Origin of the sequence: Pseudomonas delhiensis (assembly GCF_900187975.1) — a bacterium.
In the GTDB taxonomy this organism is placed as follows: Bacteria; Pseudomonadota; Gammaproteobacteria; order Pseudomonadales; family Pseudomonadaceae; genus Pseudomonas; species Pseudomonas delhiensis.
In genome coordinates this window covers 1-17134 of record NZ_FZPC01000010.1, presented here as the reverse complement: position 1 = coordinate 17134, position 17134 = coordinate 1, and the positions used below count along the sequence as shown (strand labels likewise).

Genomic DNA, 17134 nt, shown 5'->3' with positions numbered 1-17134 from the left:
GGTTTGCTTGCAAAAAAGAAATGCAGCCCCCGGGCATGGAGCCCGAAAGGCCGCATATTCTATGAGCTAAAGCCCCGCGCCGCAAGCCGCAGCACGTCGGCCCGCCAGGCAGGCGGGCCTGCGGCTCACATCTTCGGCATGCCGCCGGGGAACATGCTCCCCATGCCGCGCATCATCTTGGCCATGCCGCCCTTGGCGGTGACCTTCTTCATCATCTTCTGCATCTGCTTGTGCTGCTTGATGAGACGGCCGACGTCCTGCACCTGGGTGCCCGAACCCAGGGCGATGCGGCGCTTGCGCGAACCGCTGATCACTTCCGGGTCGCGGCGCTCGGCGGGGGTCATGGAGTTGATGATCGCCTCCATCTGCTTGAACTGCTTCTCCGCCGCGCCCTGGGCGTTGCCCATCTGCGCCAGGTTGACGCCGCCGAGCATCGGCAGCTTGTCCATCAGGCTGCCCAGGCCGCCCATGTTCTTCATCTGCTGCAGTTGGTCGCGGAAGTCCTCGAGGTCGAAGCCCTTGCCTTTCTTGATCTTCTTCGCGAGCTTCTCGGCCTTCTCGCGGTCCATGTTCTGCTCGGCCTGCTCGATCAGGCTGAGCACGTCGCCCATGCCGAGGATGCGCGAGGCCACGCGGTCCGGGTGGAAGGGGTCGAGGGCTTCGCTCTTCTCGCCCATGCCGAGGAACTTGATCGGCTTGCCGGTGATGGCGCGCACCGAGAGCGCGGCGCCGCCACGGGCGTCGCCGTCGACCTTGGTCAGCACCACGCCGGTCAGCGGCAGGGCGTCGTTGAAGGCCTTGGCGGTGTTGGCGGCGTCCTGGCCGGTCATGGCGTCGACCACGAACAGGGTCTCCACCGGCTGGATCGCCGCGTGGACCTGCTTGATCTCGTCCATCATATCGGCGTCGATATGCAGGCGACCGGCAGTATCCACGATCACCACGTCGATGAACTTCAGCTTCGCCTCGCGGATCGCCGCCTCGGCGATGGCCACCGGCTTCTGGCTGGTGTCGGAAGGGAAGAAGGTCACGCCGATGTCGCTGGCCAGGGTTTCCAGCTGCTTGATCGCCGCCGGGCGGTAGACGTCCGCCGAGACCACCAGCACGGACTTCTTCTTGCGCTCCTTGAGGAAGCGCGCCAGCTTGCCGGCGGTGGTGGTCTTGCCCGCGCCCTGCAGGCCGGCCATCAGGATGACCGCCGGCGGCGCGGCGTTGAGCGCCAGGTCCTCGTTGGCCGCGCCCATCAGCTCGACCAGCTCGGCCTGGACGATCTTCACGAAGGCCTGGCCCGGGGTCAGGCTCTTGGACACCTCGGTGCCGACCGCGCGCTCCTTGATGCGGTTGACGAAGTCCTTGACCACCGGCAGGGCCACGTCGGCCTCGAGCAGGGCCATCCGCACTTCGCGGAGCGTATCCTTGATGTTGTCCTCGGTCAGCTTGGCTTTGCCGGTGACCTGGCGCAGCGTTTGCGAGAGGCGGTCTGTAAGGTTTTCGAACATGCGCGTTCCTATCGGGCCGTGGCCGGCCGGGGTGGGCGTGGCAGCAAGCGCGGGATTATAACCAACTGCGAAGGCCACAGACACCGCCGATGATCCCGCCGCAGCGAGAAAGCGAAGCGTTCCCGGCTGCTTTCTAGGCACGGCCGTTCTGTGCCAAACTCGGCACCTTTCGAAGGATTCGCCCAAGAAGCTATGCACCCTCTGCTGCCCAGCCTGCTCGCCGCCCTCCTCTACCTGGGCGCCACGGCCTACCACGGTGTCTGCCTGGCGCGCCGCGCCGCGCCGAACAAACCCCTGCTGCTGGCGCTCGGCCTGGCCGCGCTGATCGCCCAGTGCCTGGGCCTGGCGCCGCAACTGCTGACCGACGCCGGGCTGGTGCTGGACTTCTTCAACGCCGCCAACCTGATCGCCGCGGCGGTGATCGCCCTGACCCTGCTGGCCTGCCTGCGCATCCCGGTGGAGAACCTGCTGCTGTTCCTCTTCCCCCTGGGCATGCTGACCGCCGCGCTGTCGGTGCTGGTGCCCCACGGCACCCTGGAGCCGATCAACGAGCAGCCGGGCATCCTCGCGCACATCCTGCTCTCGGTGCTGGCCTACGGCCTGCTCACCATCGCGGTGTTCCAGGCCCTGCTGCTGCTGGTGCAGGACCACCGCCTCAAGCACAAGCACCCGGCCGGGCTGATCCGCAACTTCCCGCCGCTGCAGACCATGGAAAGCCTGCTGTTCGGCTTCCTCTGGGGCGGCTGGGTGCTGCTCTCGCTGTCGCTGGTCTCCGGCTGGCTGTTCCTCGACAACCTGTTCACCCAGCACCTGGCGCACAAGACCATCCTCTCCTGCTTCGCCTGGGTGGTCTTCGCCGTGCTGCTGTGGGGCCGCCACCAGCTCGGCTGGCGCGGGCACAAGGCGATCCGCTGGACCCTGGCCGGCTTCTGCCTGTTGATGCTGGCCTACTTCGGCAGCAAGCTGGTCAAGGAATTCATCCTGCACATCTGAGCCCGGCGGCGCCTGGGCGCGCCCCGGAACGCTGAGGGAACCCGACGCATGGGCGACATCCATCCCGGCTACCTGATCGGCCTGCTGGTCGTCCTGCTGCTGTGCTCGGCATTCTTCTCCAGCGTCGAGACCGGGGTGCTCAGCCTCGACCGCTACCGCCTGCGCCACCAGGCCAAGCAGGGCAACCGCGCGGCGCGGCGCACCAGCTGGCTGCTGCTGCGCACCGACCGCCTGCTGGGCACCATCCTCATCGGCAACAACCTGGTCAACGTCATCGCCTCGTCCCTGGCCACCGTGCTGGCCCTGCGCCTGTGGGGCGACTTCGCGGTGGCGCCCACCGCCCTGGCGCTGACCCTGGTGCTGCTGATCTTCGGCGAGATCACCCCCAAGACCTACGCCACCCTGCGCCCGGAGCGCGTGGCCTTCCCCGCCAGCCTGCCGCTGCTGTGGCTGCAGCGCCTGTTCAGCCCGCTGCTGTGGCTGATGAACGGGGTGAGCAACGGCATCCTGCGGCTGTGCGGCCTGGACCCGGCGCAGCGCCGCAGCCGGCCGCTGAACAACGACGAGCTGCGCAGCGTGGTCAGCGAATCCAGCGAGAAGCTCAGCGCCAACCGCCAGGACATGCTGCTGAGCATCCTCGACCTGGAAAAGATCACCGTGAACGACCTCATGGTGCCGCGCAACGAGGTGCAGGGCATCGACCTGGACGATGACGTGGAGAGCATCATCGGCCAGCTGCGCAACACCACCCACACGCGCCTGCCGGTGTTCCGCAACGACATCAACCAGGTCGAGGGCATCGTCCACATGCGCCAGATCGCCCGCCTGCTGACGCACAACCAGTTGACCAAGGACAGCCTGCGCGCGGCCTGCCTGGAGCCCTACTTCATCCCCGAGAGCACGCCGCTGGCCACCCAGTTGATCAACTTCCAGAAGCAGAAGCGGCGCATCGGCATCGTCGTCGACGAGTACGGCGAGGTGATCGGCATCATCACCCTGGAAGACATCCTCGAGGAGATCGTCGGCGAGTTCAGCAACGCCGACGCCCTGCGCAACCCGGACATCCATCCCCAGGCCGACGGCACCTACGTGATCGACGGCTCGGCGAACATCCGCGAGCTCAACCGCGCCCTCGGCTGGCAGTTGCCCAGCGAAGGCCCGAAAACCCTCAACGGCCTGGTCACCGAGGCGCTGGAGCAGATTCCCGACTGCCCGGTGTGCCTGCGCATCGGCCCCTACCGCCTGGAAATCCTGCAGTCCGGCGAGAACCGCGTGAAGAGCGTGCGCGTCTGGCTCACCGGGCGCGCCGCCGCGCCGGCGCCGGGCAGCGCAGGCGGGCTTGCCTGAGCGGCCGGCCCGCGCCCTATAATCGCCCCCTGCTTACCCAGCATCCCGCGCCAGGGCCTGCGCTACCCGCGCAACGCCCGGCGCCAGTCGACCGCCCGCCAGCCCGAGCCCGGCCCCGTGCCTGCGCCCGGCCTCGCCCCGACCCGCCGCGAGGCTCCCGCGCCGGCCCCTACCCGGGTGGCGCTTCCCGCCTCGCGCACGGGCGACGCATCCATCGCCGCCGGACACGCCCGCAGAGCCGTGCCGGCCATGACTGACAGGGACATCCCATGACCACCGCCAGCCTTGCCGCTGCCGCCGAACAGCAACCCGCCAACTCCACCGCGCGGGTCGCGGTCGCCAGCTTCATCGGCACCGCCATCGAGTTCTACGACTTCTACGTCTACGCCACCGCCGCCGCCCTGGTGATAGGCCCGGTGTTCTTCCCGCAGACCTCGGGCACCGCGCAGATGCTCAGCGCTTTCATCACCTTCGGCATCGCCTTCCTCGCCCGGCCGCTGGGCTCGGCGCTGTTCGGCCACTTCGGCGACCGCATCGGGCGCAAGTCGACGCTGGTCGCCTCGCTGCTGCTGATGGGCCTGTCCACCACCCTGATCGGCCTACTGCCGGGCTACGACAGCATCGGCGCCTGGGCCCCGGCGCTGCTCTGCCTGCTGCGCTTCGGCCAGGGCCTGGGGCTGGGCGGGGAATGGGGCGGCGCCGCGCTGCTGGCCACGGAGAACGCGCCCAGGCACCGCCGCGCCTGGTTCGGCATGTTCCCGCAGATGGGCCCGTCGATCGGCTTCCTCGCCGCCAACGGCCTGTTCCTCGGCCTGGCCATGGCCCTCAGCGAGGAGCAGTTCCGCGCCTGGGGCTGGCGCATTCCCTTCATCCTCAGCGCGCTGCTGGTGATCGTCGGCCTCTACGTGCGCCTGAAGCTGGCGGAAACCCCGGTGTTCGCCAAGGCCATGGCGCGCCAGGAACGCTCCAGCCTGCCGATCGCCGAGCTGTTCGCCCACCACTGGCGCCCGGTGCTGCTGGGCGCCCTGGCCATGGTGGTGTGCTACGCCCTCTTCTATATCTCCACGGTGTTCTCGCTGAGCTACGGGGTGACCAGCCTGGGCTACAGCCGCGAGCAGTTCCTCGGCCTGCTGTGCTTCGCCGTGCTGTTCATGGCCGCAGCCACGCCCATCTCCGCCTGGCTGAGCGACCGCTACGGGCGCCGCCCGGTGCTGATCGTCGGCTGCGTCGCCGCCATCCTCTCCGGCTTCACCATGCAGCCGCTGCTGAGCCAGGGCTCGTCGGTGGAAGTGGCGGCCTTCCTGGCCCTGGAGCTGTTCCTCATGGGCGTGACCTTCGCCCCCATGGGCGCCCTGCTGCCGGAACTCTTCCCCACCCGCGTGCGCTACACCGGCGCCTCGGCGGCCTACAACCTGGGCGGCATCCTCGGCGCCTCGGTGGCGCCCTACATCGCCCAGAAGCTGGTGGGCATGGGCGGGCTGGGCTGGGTCGGCGGCTACGTGTCGGTGGCGGCGGCGCTGAGCCTGATCGCGGTGCTGTGCCTGCACGAGACGCGGGAGCAGGAGCTCTGATCGGCGGCGATCCCCTGTAGGAGCGCGCCCTGCGCGCGAATCGCGGGCAGGGCCCGCTCCTACAAGAGCAGCGGAAATACCATCGTAGGAGCGGATCTCATCCGCGAATCGCGCCGGAACCTCCGGCTATCGCGGACAAGGTCCGCTCCTACGGGGAAGGAATACCGTGTCTCCCGGGGACCTGTAGGAGCGGATTCCATCCGCGATCCGGCATCAGGCGCGGTCCGCGGCCACCAGCCAGTCCGCCAGATGTTCGCCCCACACCTGGTAGCCCAGCGCCGACGGGTGATAGCCATCGATGGCCAGGTACTGCGGCTGCATCTCCAACCCCACCGCGCAATAACCGGCACCTTCGGCGGTGACCAATGTCCGCAGTTGGCGGTCCAGCAAGGCCGCACGCCAGCCCAGCAATTGCCGCAACAGCCAGGGCAAGGCGCTGAAATGCCGCAGCGGCGGCACGGCGGTGCACACCACCCGCGCGCCGCCGGCCTGGAAATGCCCGACCAGGCGGGCGATGGATGCCTGCCAGCGCTCGCTGGAACTGAAATGGGTGGTGTCGTTGACGCCGAAGACCAGCGCCACCAGGTCGTAGCGCCCGTCGGCCAGCGGCAGCAGGCGCTCGCAGGCTTCGCTCGCGGTGATGCCGTTCTCCCCCAACGCCCGCCAGGCCACCGGCCGCTGCAGTCGCGCCGCCAGGGCAATAGCCAGGCGGCCGGCCAGGGCGAAATCCAGGCAGGAGGCGCCGACGCCGGCGACGGTCGACTCGCCGAGCAACAGCAGCCGCAGCGGTTCGCCGGGAAGTTCGGCGCCGGCCAGCCCCTCGCGGGAACCGGCCGCCGGCGCCAGGCGCAGGGCCGTGCGCCGGGTGCGCACGGCCAGTGGCAGGGCCAGCGGCATCAGCGGCAGCGCCGCCGCCCACCAGGCCAGCCCCGCCAGGCGGTTCACAGCTCGATGACCACCGCCTCGGCCGAACGGGTGGCCTTGGCCCGCGCTTCCTCGACGGACTCGGCGCGCGCCAGGGCCACGCCCATGCGCCGCTGGCCGGAGACTTCCGGCTTGCCGAACAGGCGCAGGGCGCTGTCCGGCTCGGTCAGCGCGGCGCCCAGGTTGCCGAAGCTGACCTGCCGCGACTCGCCTTCCACCAGGATCACCGCCGAGGCCGAGGGCCCGAACTGGCGGATCGCCGGGATCGGCAGGCCGAGGATGGCCCGCGCGTGCAGGGCGAACTCGGAGAGGTCCTGGGAGATCAGGGTGACCAGGCCGGTGTCGTGGGGGCGCGGCGAGACTTCGCTGAACCACACCTGGTCGCCCTTGACGAACAGCTCGACGCCGAACAGGCCGCGGCCGCCCAGGGCCTCGGTGACCGCCCTGGCCACCCGCTCCGACTCGGCCAGGGCCTTCGGGCTCATGGCCTGAGGCTGCCAGGACTCGTGGTAGTCGCCCTTCACCTGGCGGTGGCCGATGGGCGCGCAGAAGGTGGTGCCGCCGACGTGGCGCACGGTGAGCAGGGTGATCTCGTAGTCGAAGTCGATGAAGCCTTCGACGATGACCCGCCCCTTGCCGGCGCGGCCGCCTTCCTGGGCGTAGTCCCAGGCGGCCTTGAGGTCGGCGTCGGACTTGAGCACGCTCTGGCCCTTGCCCGAGGAACTCATGATCGGCTTGACCACGCAGGGGTAGCCCACGGCGGCGACGCCGGCGGCATAGTCCTCGTAGCTGTCGGCGAAGTGGTACGGCGAGGTGGGCAGGCCCAGCTCCTCGGCGGCCAGGCGGCGGATGCCCTCGCGGTTCATGGTCAGCTGCGCGGCGCGGGCGCTGGGCACCACGGTGTAGCCTTCGGCCTCCAGCTCGACCAGGGTGGCGGTGGCGATGGCCTCGATCTCCGGGACTATGTAGTGCGGCTTCTCCTGCTCGATCACCGCGCGCAGGGCGGCGCCGTCGAGCATGCTCAGCACGTGGCTGCGGTGCGCCACCTGCATGGCCGGAGCGTCGGCGTAGCGGTCGCAGGCGATCACTTCGCAGCCCAGGCGTTGCAGTTCGATCACCACTTCCTTGCCCAGCTCGCCGGAGCCACAGAGCAGTACGCGGGTCGCCGTGGGCGACAGGGGGGTTCCAATACGGGGCATTGCGTGCAACCTCGGGAAGGGGATGTTCTGTCGGCGCGCTAGAGCAGCACGCCCTGTTCGCGGGCGCGCTCGTGGCACTGGCGCAGCACCTCGCGGCGCTCGTCGTTGTCCATGCGGCCCCAGCGGGTGATCTCGTCCGCCGTGCGCTGGCAGCCGATGCACAGGTCCTGCTCGTCCAGGGTGCAGACGTAGACGCAGGGCGAGGCCACCGGGCGTTCCTGGCTCATGCTTCCTGCTCGACCAGGTCGCGGGCGTAGCGCTGGGCGTTGTGCACGTAGTGGGCGGCGCTGGCCTCGAGCATCTTCTTCTGCTGCTCGGTCAGCTCGCGCACCACCTTGCCGGGCGAGCCCATGACCAGCGAGCCGTCGGGGATCACCTTGCCCTCGGGGATCAGCGAGTTGGCGCCGATGATGCAGTACTTGCCGATCTTCGCGCCGTTGAGCACCACGGCGTTGATGCCGATCAGGCTGTAGTCGTCCACCGTGCAGCCGTGCAGCATGACGTTGTGGCCGATGGTCACGCCCTTGCCGATGTTCAGCGGGAAGCCCATGTCGGTGTGCATCACGGTGCCGTCCTGGACGTTGCTGTTCTCGCCGATGTGGATCAGCTCGTTGTCGCCCCGCAGCACGGCGTTGAACCAGACGCTGGCGCCGGCGTCCAGGCGCACCTTGCCGATCACCGCGGCGTTCGGCGCGATCCAGCTGTCGGGGTGGGTTTCGACTCGGGCATCGCCCAGGCGGTATTTCATCGGTGGCTCCTCAGGCATCTTGTTGTCGTACCGCGCCGCTCAGCTGAGCTTGATGAATTGCGGCGGCGCTTGGTGCAGGTCGATGGGCTCATCGAACAGCAGGTTGACCAGCTCGACGACCATGATCGCCGACAGGCCCCAGATCTTGTACTCACCGAAGCGGTAGCTGGGCACGTACCAGCTGCGCCCGAAGTAGTCGATGCGGTGGGTCATTTCCCGCGGGTCGCCGCGGAAGAACTCCAGCGGCACCTTGAACACCGCGGCGATCTCGCCATCGTTGGGGGTGTACTCGACGAAGTCGGGTACGAAACCGACGAACGGCGTCACCTTGATGCCGTGGCGCGAGACCAGGGTGCTCAGCGGCCCGACCACCTCCACCAGGCTCGGCGGCAGGGCGATCTCCTCCTCGGCCTCGCGCAGGGCGGTGTGGATCAGGTCGACGTCCTCGGGGTCGCGCCGCCCGCCGGGGAAGGCCACCTCGCCGCTGTGGGTGGACAAGCCGGTGGCGCGCAGGGTCAGCACCAGCTCCTCGCTGGGGGTGATGGGCAGCAGCACCGCCGCTTCGGGGAAGCGCTGCTCGCTGTTCAGGTCCTGTGGGGTGTGCGCCGTGATACGCCGGCGCAGCTCGTCCAGCATGCGGACATCCTGCGTGTAAGGCATTCGCTCAATTATGGAATCATGGCATGAAAGGCGGCCTCGCCCCAAGCCCCACCCCCTTGCTGCGCGGGCCTTCCGGCGAGCAAGATGGCAAGATCGATTCCCAGGGAAAGTGCATGAAATTCTGCAGTCAGTGCGGCGCCAGCGTGAGCCTGCGCATCCCCAGCGGCGACAACCGGCCACGCTATGTCTGCGACCAGTGCCAGACGGTGCATTACCAGAACCCGCGCATCGTCGCAGGCTGCCTGCCAGTGTGGGAGGGGCGCATCCTCCTGTGCCGCCGCGCCATCGCCCCGCGCCAGGGCTTCTGGACGCTGCCGGCGGGCTTCATGGAGAACGGCGAGACCCTCGAGCAGGCCGCCGCCCGCGAGACGCTGGAGGAAGCCTGCGCCCGCGTCCGCCAGTTGCAGCTCTATACCCTGTTCGACCTGCCGCACATCAGCCAGGTGTACATGTTCTTCCGCGCCGAGCTGGCCGACCTGGACTTCGCCGCCGGCGAGGAAAGCCTGGAGGTGGGCCTGTTCGAAGAATCGGCGATTCCCTGGTCGGAGCTGGCTTTCCCCACCGTGGGCCGTACCTTAGAATGCTACTTCAGCGACCGGCAGAGGCAGGACTTCCCGGTGCGCAACGAGGCCATAGCACCCATGCCGGGCCACCACAAGAAGACCTGAACACTTTGCAGGGCCGTGCATCGCGGCGCTTTATCGAACATCCGGGGGATCGTCTTTCCATGCGCTGGCTGCTTGCCTTTCTGTGCCTGACCTTTGCCGCCTTCTCGCAGGCCAATGCGACGCCGACCCTGGAAGGCCGCATCGACAAGGTGCTGGTGCTCAAGTCCGAGCACAAGCTGCACCTGCTGAGCAACGGCAAGATCCTCAAGAGCTACCGCATCTCCCTGGGCAAGAGCCCGCGCGGCACCAAGCTGGCCGAGGGCGACAACCGCACGCCGGAAGGCTTCTACTGGATCGACTGGCGCAAGACCAGCGACAAGTTCAACCTGTCCATGCACATCTCCTACCCCAATGCCCGCGACGTGGTGCGCGCCCGCGAGAAGGGCCTGTCGCCCGGCGGCATGATCATGATCCACGGCACCCCGCTGAGCGACGAGTACCCGGAGTGGTACTTCTCCACCCTGGACTGGACCAACGGCTGCATCGCCATGACCAACCCGGACATGCGGGAGGTCTGGAGCCTGGTCAAGGACGGCACGCTGATCGAGATCCGCCCCTGAGCGGAGAACGGAAAAGGCGCCCGAGGGCGCCTTTTTTAATGTCCGCGGCGGCTAGAACACCATGTCCGACAGCCGCCACACTTCGAAGGCCGGTGTCTCGTAGGGGTGCGCGGCCTTGAGCGCCTTGACCGAGTCGTGGATCAGCTCGTCGGCCACCACCATCTCCACCTTCCACTCGGCCACCTGCTCGAGCAGGCCGGCCGCGCCGAGGAAGGGATTGCTGCCCTGCAGCGGGCGGAACTGGCCCTGGCCGAGGGCCTGCCAGCAGCAACTGTCATAGGCACCGATGCGTCCTGCACCTGCGGCGAACACCGCTTTCTTCACCGTCTCCAGGTGAGTCTCGGGAACATAGAAGCAGAGTTTGTACATCGGACGCTCCGTGGCGGAAAACGGGACCGGGTGGGGAGTCGAGGAGCGAATGCTGCCACAGGTGGTGGCATTTTGCCTCCATTGACTCGACGGTCATGCTCGGCAAATTTCGACAGCGCGATTGCCTTCACGTTCTGGAGGAAAATTCCCAAGATTTGTAAAACGTGATGGAGTGCAGATTCAGTCGAAATCACTTTCCGATAAAGCGCCGCCAGCGCCCAGCCCAACCTTCGGTGGGGGGCGCGTGGCTGCCATCGCAGTAAGGCAGGTCGGCCGAACGGCCGCAGCGGCAGAGCAGCAGGAACTGCTCGCGCGGCGCGACCCACACCAGCGCCCGGGCGCAGTCCGCCGGGCAATCCGGCAGTGTCGGCGAACGGCCGCAACGGCACAGGCGCAGAGCCTGGCCGGCCTCCACGTGGCGGACTTCGGGAAGTATCTCCGACTCGGCCAATGCCCCCTCCTCTTCCAGGATTCCCGTAGCAGTGATTATCGCGGACGGAGTCCGCTCCTACACCCGCGCTCGACCGTAGGGCGCATAACCGTTCGCGGTTATCCGCCGCCGGCCAATGCACCGAAGCCCGATGAAAAATGGCGGATAACGCTTTAGGCGTTATGCGCCCTACGCCATCCCCACCCACGCCACTCCCCCGTAGGAGCGGACTCCGTCCGCGATGGCCCGCCCCACGCGCCATCGACCCGGGAGAAACGGCGCCACAACGAAAAAGGGGAAGGCCGAAGCCTTCCCCTGTTCCCGTCCCGGGCTCGAACTCAGCCCACCCAGACGCGGGCATTGCGGAACATGCGCATCCAGCCGCCGTCTTCCTGCCACTCGTCCGGGCGCCAGGAGTTCTGCACGGCGCGGAACACCCGCTCCGGGTGCGGCATCATGATGGTCACGCGGCCGTCGCGGCTGGTCAGGCCGGTGATGCCGCGCGGCGAGCCGTTGGGGTTGGCCGGGTAGGTCTCGGTGACCTTGCCGTGGTTGTCGACGAAGCGCAGCGCCACGCAGCCGGACAGGTCGGACTCCAGTAGGGCCTCTTCGCTCTCGTATTCCGCATGGCCTTCGCCGTGGGCGATGGCGATGGGCAGGCGCGAACCGGCCATGCCCTGCAGGAAGATCGACTGCGACTCCTGCACCTGGACCACGGCCACGCGCGCCTCGAACTGCTCGGAGCGGTTGCGCACGAAGTGCGGCCAGAACTCGGTGCCGGGGATCAGCTCGTGCAGGTTGGACATCATCTGGCAACCGTTGCACACGCCCAGGGCGAAGCTGTCCTTGCGCTCGAAGAAGGCCTGGAAGCCGTCGCGGGCACGGGCGTTGAACAGGATCGACTTGGCCCAGCCTTCGCCGGCGCCGAGCACGTCGCCGTAGGAGAAGCCGCCGCAGGCCACCAGGCCCTTGAAGTCTTCCAGGCTGACGCGGCCGGCGAGGATGTCGCTCATATGCACGTCCACCGCGGCGAAGCCGGCGCGGTCGAAGGCCGCGGCCATTTCCACCTGGCCGTTGACGCCCTGCTCGCGGAGGATCGCCACCTGCGGGCGCACGCCCTTCCTGATGTAGGGCGCGGCGATGTCGTCGTTGACGTCGAAGCTGAGCTTGGCGGACAGGCCGGGGTTGTCCTCGGCCAGCAGGCCGTCGAATTCCTCGTCGGCGCAGTCGGCGTTGTCGCGCAGGCGCTGGATCTGGTAGCTGGTCTCGCTCCAGATGCGCTGCAGCAGGCGGCGCTCGGCGCTATAGACCGGCTCGCCGTTGAAGCCCAGCTCGATGGCGTCGCCGTTGACCGGCTGGCCGATCACCGCCACGCAGTCGCCCAGGCCGGCGGCGCTGAACTGCGCCAGCACTTCCGGGGTGGCCGCTTCGCGGACCTGGATGATCGCGCCCAGCTCTTCGCTGAACAGCGCGGCATTGAGTTCCTCGCGGCTGGAGGCCAGGTCGTCGAGGCGCAGGGCCAGGCCGCAGTGGCCGGCGAAGGCCATTTCCAGGGCGGCGGCCAGCAAGCCGCCGTCGGAACGGTCGTGGTAGGCCAGCAGGTGGCCGTCGGCGTTGAGGCCCTGGATCACCGCGAAGAAGGCCTTGAGGTCCTCGGCGTCGTCGACGTCCGGGGCCTGCTGGCCGAGCTTGCCGTAGGTCTGCGCCAGGATCGAGCCGCCCAGGCGGTTCTTGCCGCGGCCCAGGTCGATCAGGATCAGGTCGGTCTCGCCCTTGTCCAGGCGCAGTTGCGGGGTGAGGGTGCGGCGCACGTCGGTGACCGGGGCGAAGCCGGAGATGATCAGCGACATGGGCGCGGTGACGCTCTTCTCCACCTCGCCATCCTGCCAGCGGGTCTTCATGGACATGGAGTCCTTGCCCACCGGGATGGTGATGCCCAGCGCCGGGCACAGCTCCATGCCCACCGCCTTGACGGTGTCGTACAGGCGCGCGTCCTCGCCCGGGTGGCCGGCGGCGGCCATCCAGTTGGCGGACAGCTTGATGTCGGCGATCCTGGCGATGGGCGCGGCGGCCAGGTTGGTGATGGTCTCGCCGATGGCCATGCGGCCCGAGGCCGGGGCGTCGAGCAGGGCCAGCGGGGTGCGCTCGCCCATGGCCATGGCTTCGCCGGTGTAGACGTCGAAGCTGGTGGCGGTGACGGCGCAGTCGGCCACCGGCACCTGCCAGGGGCCGACCAACTGGTCGCGGGCCACCAGGCCGGTGATGGTGCGGTCGCCGATGGTGATCAGGAAGTTCTTGCTGGCCACGGCCGGGTGGCGCAGCACGCGCTCGGTGGCTTCGCCCAGGTCCAGGGCGGCGGCGCTGAAGTCGTCGCCGACCTCCGCTTCACGGCTGACCGAGCGGTGCATGCGCGGCGGCTTGCCGAGCAGCACGTCGAGCGGCATGTCCACCGGCTTGTTGCCGAAGTGGCTGTCGGCGACGGTCAGGTGTTTTTCCTCGGTGGCCTCGCCGACCACCGCGAACGGGCAGCGCTCGCGCTCGCAGATGGCCTTGAAGGTCTCGAAGTCGGCGGCGTCGACCGAGAGCACGTAGCGCTCCTGGGATTCGTTGCACCAGATTTCCAGCGGGCTCATGCCCGGCTCGTCGTTGGGCACCGCGCGCAGTTCGAAGCGGCCGCCGCGGCCGCCGTCGTTGATCAGCTCCGGCAGGGCGTTGGAGATGCCGCCGGCGCCGACGTCGTGGATGAACTTGATCGGGTTCTGCTCGCCCAGCTGCCAGCAGCGGTCGATGACCTCCTGGCAGCGGCGTTCCATTTCCGGGTTCTCGCGCTGCACCGAGGCGAAGTCCAGGTCGGCAGCGCTGGCGCCGGTGGCCATGGACGAGGCGGCGCCGCCGCCCAGGCCGATGAGCATGGCCGGGCCGCCGAGCACGATCAGTTTGGCGCCGACCGAGATCTCGCCCTTCTGCACGTGGTCTTCGCGGATGTTGCCCAGGCCGCCGGCGATCATGATCGGCTTGTGGTAGCCGCGCACTTCCTCGCCGCGGGGGGTGGCGATGGCCTGCTCGAAGGTACGGAAGTAGCCGGTCAGGTTGGGGCGGCCGAACTCGTTGTTGAACGCGGCGCCGCCCAGCGGGCCCTCGATCATGATGTCCAGCGCGGTGACGATGCGCTCGGGCTTGCCGTAGGGCACTTCCCAGGGCTGCTCGTAGCCGGGGATGTTCAGGTTGGAGACGGTGAAGCCGACCAGGCCGGCCTTGGGCTTGGCGCCGCGGCCGGTGGCGCCTTCGTCGCGGATCTCGCCGCCGGAGCCGGTGGAGGCGCCGGGGAAGGGGGCGATGGCGGTCGGATGGTTGTGCGTCTCGACCTTCATCAGGATGTGCACCGGCTGTTCGCTGGCGCCGTACTGGCGGGTCTGCGGGTCGGGGTAGAAGCGCCCGGCGACCGAGCCGGTCATCACCGCGGCGTTGTCCTTGTACGCGGACAGCACGCCTTCACGATGCATCTCGAAGGTGTTCTTGATCATGCCGAACAGGCTCTTGTCCTGGGCCTGGCCGTCGATGTCCCAACTGGCGTTGAAGATCTTGTGGCGGCAGTGCTCGGAGTTGGCCTGGGCGAACATCATCAGCTCGACGTCGTGGGGGTTGCGGCCCAGCTCGACGAAGCTCTTCACCAGGTAGTCGATCTCGTCCTCGGCCAGGGCCAGGCCCAGGTCGAGGTTGGCCTTTTCCAGCGCGGCGCGGCCGCCGCCGAGGATGTCGACCACGGTCAGTGGCTTGGGCTGGGCGTGGCTGAACAGGCCGGCGGCCTCTTCCATGTTCGCCAGCACCAGTTGCGTCATGCGGTCATGCAGGCGCGCGGCGACCTGCGCGGCATCGGCCTCGGACAGCTCGCCGGCGACGTAGTAGGCGATGCCGCGCTCGATGCGCTCGAGCTTCGCCAGGCCGCAGTTGTGGGCGATGTCGGTGGCCTTGCTCGACCACGGCGAGATGGTGCCGAAGCGCGGCACCACCAGGAACAGGCGGCCGCGGGGCTCCTGCACCGGCACGCTCGGGCCGTACTTCAGCAGCCGGCCGAGCACCTGTTCCTCATCGGCGGTCAGCACGCCACTGACCTCGGCGAAATGCGCAAACTCGGCGTACAGCCCGGTGACAGCGGGTACCTGCCGGGTGAGCAGGTCGAGCAGTTTGCCGTGGCGGAAGGCGGAAAGGGCGGGAGCGCCGCGCAGGATCAGCATTGTCGGAACAGCCTCTGGAGACAGGGGAATTCGCAGGGCCGGGAGGGCCGGCCCGCAGAGGCCGTGCATTCTACCGTAAAGCGTGCCCCGGCGGCACCTGCAGCTCGGCCGACGGCGAGGGCTTTCTGCCATTGGGCGGGGGAGCGGCGCCATTCATCTTCGAACGCTTTCGAGCGGGGCCGCCGCACGCCCCGCGGACGGCGCGCCCCGGGGCCCCTGACCGGCGTCTGGCTCGGCGTCTGAAACGAAGCCGCTAGCAGAGATACCCCGGGCTGTCCAGATATTGGGCTCCGCGACCTTGGCGTATACTGCGCCGATGTTTGCCCTGAACCCGTCACGCGTGCGCTCCGCCGTATGGATCCTGGCGACCTGTATCTTTCTGCTGCTCTCCGGCTGTAGCGAGGCGAAAGCCCCGACAGCCCTGGAGCGGGTGCAGAAGGACGGAGTGCTGCGGGTGATAACCCGCAACAGCCCGGCCACCTACTTCCAGGATCGCAACGGCGAGACCGGCTTCGAATACGAGCTGGCCAAGCGCTTCGCCGATCACCTGGGCGTGAAGCTGCAGATGGAGACCGCCGACAACCTCGACGACCTCTACAGCAAGCTCGGCCAATCCGGCGGCCCCGACCTGGCGGCCGCCGGCCTCACCCCCGGCGGCGAGCGGGAGACCTCCGTGCGCTTCTCGCACTCCTACCTGGACGTCACCCCCCAGGTGGTCTATCGCAACGGCGACCCGCGCCCCACCCGCCCGGACGACCTGGTCGGCAAGCGCATCGTGGTGCTCAAGGGCAGCAGCCACGCCATGCAGCTGGCCGAGCTGAAGAAGAAGTACCCGAAGCTGGAGTACAAGGAGTCCGACGCCGACGAGATGGTCGACCTGCTGCGCATGGTGGACGTCGGCGACATCGACCTGACGCTGATCGACTCCAACGAGCTGGCGATGAACCAGGTCTACTTCCCCAACGTGCGCGTGGCCTTCGACCTCGGCGACGCCCGCGGCCTGGCCTGGGCCCTGCCCGGCGGGACGGACGACAGCCTGTACGCCGAGGTCAACAGGTTCCTCGACAAGGTCAAGCAGGACGGCACCCTGCAGCACCTGAAGGACCGCTACTACGGCCACGTCGACGTGCTCGGCTACGTCGGCGCCTACACCTTCGCCCAGCACCTGCAGCAGCGCCTGCCGCGCTACGAAACGCACTTCAAGCAGATCGCCCAGACGCTGAAGATGGACTGGCGCCTGCTCGCCGCCATCGGCTACCAGGAATCCATGTGGCAGCCCGACGCCACCTCCAAGACCGGCGTGCGCGGCCTGATGATGCTGACCAACCGCACCGCCAGGGCCATGGGCGTGTCCAACCGCCTGGACGCCAAGCAGAGCATCCAGGGCGGCGGCAAGTACTTCGACCAGATCCGCGACGAACTGCCGGACAGCATCAAGGAACCGGACCGCAGCTGGTTCGCCCTGGCCTCCTACAACATCGGCAGCGCCCACCTCGAGGACGCCCGCAAGCTGGCCCAGCAGGAAGGCCTGAACCCGGACAAGTGGCTGGACGTGAAGAAGATGCTGCCGCGCCTGGCGCAGAAGCAGTGGTTCCGCAAGACCCGCTACGGCTACGCGCGCGGCGGCGAGACCGTGCACTTCGTGCAGAACGTGCGGCGCTACTACGACATCCTCACCTGGGTGACCCAGCCGCAGCTCGAAGGCGGCCAACTGGCCGAAAGCGGCCTGCACCTGCCCGGGGTGAACAAGACCCGGCCCAGCGAAGAGCCTGACGAGAAGCTCTGAAGCGCAGAGCATCGCGGACGGAGCCCTACGACCATTCCCCCCCTGGAACTGTAATTGGATGGACTCACCCTCACCGAGGCGTCGAGGCGCCACGGTGGCATTCTAAGAGGCCAGCGACAGTGAGGGTGAGGCCATGAAAAAGCAT

The 17134-nt window shown here is 68.3% G+C and carries 15 protein-coding genes; 6 read left to right on the top strand and 9 right to left on the bottom strand.

Annotated elements, in window-relative coordinates; all coding sequences use genetic code 11:
- Positions 1-125: 125 nt before the first annotated feature.
- Positions 126-1499, bottom strand: a complete 1374-nt coding sequence (gene ffh, locus CHC02_RS10600; RefSeq protein ID WP_089391434.1) for a signal recognition particle protein — start codon at positions 1497-1499, stop codon at positions 126-128.
- A 192-nt stretch (positions 1500-1691) separates the two neighbouring features.
- Between ffh and CHC02_RS10595 the strand changes: the two genes are divergently transcribed.
- The 3 genes from CHC02_RS10595 to CHC02_RS10585 all read left to right on the top strand — a co-directional run bounded on the left by CHC02_RS10595 (position 1692) and on the right by CHC02_RS10585 (position 5410).
- Complete coding sequence (locus CHC02_RS10595) at positions 1692-2492, top strand: cytochrome C assembly family protein (protein WP_089391433.1); 801 nt, start codon at positions 1692-1694, stop codon at positions 2490-2492.
- 48 nt (positions 2493-2540) lie between these two features.
- Positions 2541-3839 (top strand): HlyC/CorC family transporter, encoded by a 1299-nt coding sequence (locus CHC02_RS10590; RefSeq protein ID WP_089391432.1) that lies wholly within the window; start codon positions 2541-2543, stop codon positions 3837-3839.
- 269 nt (positions 3840-4108) lie between these two features.
- Positions 4109-5410 (top strand): MFS transporter, encoded by a 1302-nt coding sequence (locus CHC02_RS10585; RefSeq protein WP_089391431.1) that lies wholly within the window; start codon positions 4109-4111, stop codon positions 5408-5410.
- Between the two features lie 213 nt (positions 5411-5623).
- On the opposite strand, the gene CHC02_RS10580 is transcribed toward CHC02_RS10585, so the two are convergent.
- The 5 genes from CHC02_RS10580 to CHC02_RS10560 are packed head-to-tail and all read right to left on the bottom strand — an operon-like array spanning position 5624 to position 8917.
- Complete coding sequence (locus CHC02_RS10580) at positions 5624-6355, bottom strand: SGNH/GDSL hydrolase family protein (RefSeq protein WP_089391430.1); 732 nt, start codon at positions 6353-6355, stop codon at positions 5624-5626.
- Complete coding sequence (purT, locus tag CHC02_RS10575; protein ID WP_089391429.1) at positions 6352-7533, bottom strand: formate-dependent phosphoribosylglycinamide formyltransferase; 1182 nt, start codon at positions 7531-7533, stop codon at positions 6352-6354. The genes CHC02_RS10580 and purT overlap by 4 nt, the downstream gene beginning before the upstream one ends.
- A 38-nt stretch (positions 7534-7571) precedes the next feature.
- Positions 7572-7760: a DUF1289 domain-containing protein gene (locus CHC02_RS10570; protein WP_089391428.1), complete on the bottom strand. Its 189-nt coding sequence runs from the start codon at positions 7758-7760 to the stop codon at positions 7572-7574.
- Positions 7757-8281: a gamma carbonic anhydrase family protein gene (locus CHC02_RS10565; RefSeq protein WP_089391427.1), complete on the bottom strand. Its 525-nt coding sequence runs from the start codon at positions 8279-8281 to the stop codon at positions 7757-7759. Before CHC02_RS10565 ends, CHC02_RS10570 begins: the two co-directional genes overlap by 4 nt.
- A gap of 39 nt (positions 8282-8320) precedes the next feature.
- A complete protein-coding gene (locus CHC02_RS10560; protein ID WP_089391426.1) occupies positions 8321-8917 on the bottom strand; it encodes a CoA pyrophosphatase in 597 nt (198 codons plus the stop codon).
- Positions 8918-9054: 137 nt separating this feature from the next.
- Between CHC02_RS10560 and CHC02_RS10555 the strand changes: the two genes are divergently transcribed.
- Together CHC02_RS10555 and CHC02_RS10550 are read left to right on the top strand one after the other, a co-directional pair.
- Entirely contained in the window at positions 9055-9609 is a 555-nt protein-coding gene (locus CHC02_RS10555; protein WP_089391586.1) for an NUDIX hydrolase, read from the top strand.
- A 59-nt stretch (positions 9610-9668) separates the two neighbouring features.
- The gene (locus tag CHC02_RS10550; RefSeq protein WP_089391425.1) at positions 9669-10169 is read left to right on the top strand and encodes a L,D-transpeptidase family protein; all 501 of its coding nucleotides are present in this window, start codon (positions 9669-9671) and stop codon (positions 10167-10169) included.
- 51 nt (positions 10170-10220) lie between these two features.
- On the opposite strand, the gene CHC02_RS10545 is transcribed toward CHC02_RS10550, so the two are convergent.
- The 3 genes from CHC02_RS10545 to purL form a co-directional block, all read right to left on the bottom strand.
- Positions 10221-10538 (bottom strand): YqfO family protein, encoded by a 318-nt coding sequence (locus CHC02_RS10545; RefSeq protein ID WP_089391424.1) that lies wholly within the window; start codon positions 10536-10538, stop codon positions 10221-10223.
- Positions 10539-10728: 190 nt separating this feature from the next.
- A complete protein-coding gene (locus tag CHC02_RS30525; protein WP_244160899.1) occupies positions 10729-10866 on the bottom strand; it encodes a CDGSH iron-sulfur domain-containing protein in 138 nt (45 codons plus the stop codon).
- 440 nt (positions 10867-11306) lie between these two features.
- Positions 11307-15203 (bottom strand): phosphoribosylformylglycinamidine synthase, encoded by a 3897-nt coding sequence (gene purL / locus CHC02_RS10535; RefSeq protein WP_089391423.1) that lies wholly within the window; start codon positions 15201-15203, stop codon positions 11307-11309.
- A gap of 316 nt (positions 15204-15519) precedes the next feature.
- Between purL and mltF the strand changes: the two genes are divergently transcribed.
- Entirely contained in the window at positions 15520-16989 is a 1470-nt protein-coding gene (gene mltF / locus CHC02_RS10530; protein ID WP_089391422.1) for a membrane-bound lytic murein transglycosylase MltF, read from the top strand.
- Positions 16990-17134: the final 145 nt, after the last annotated feature.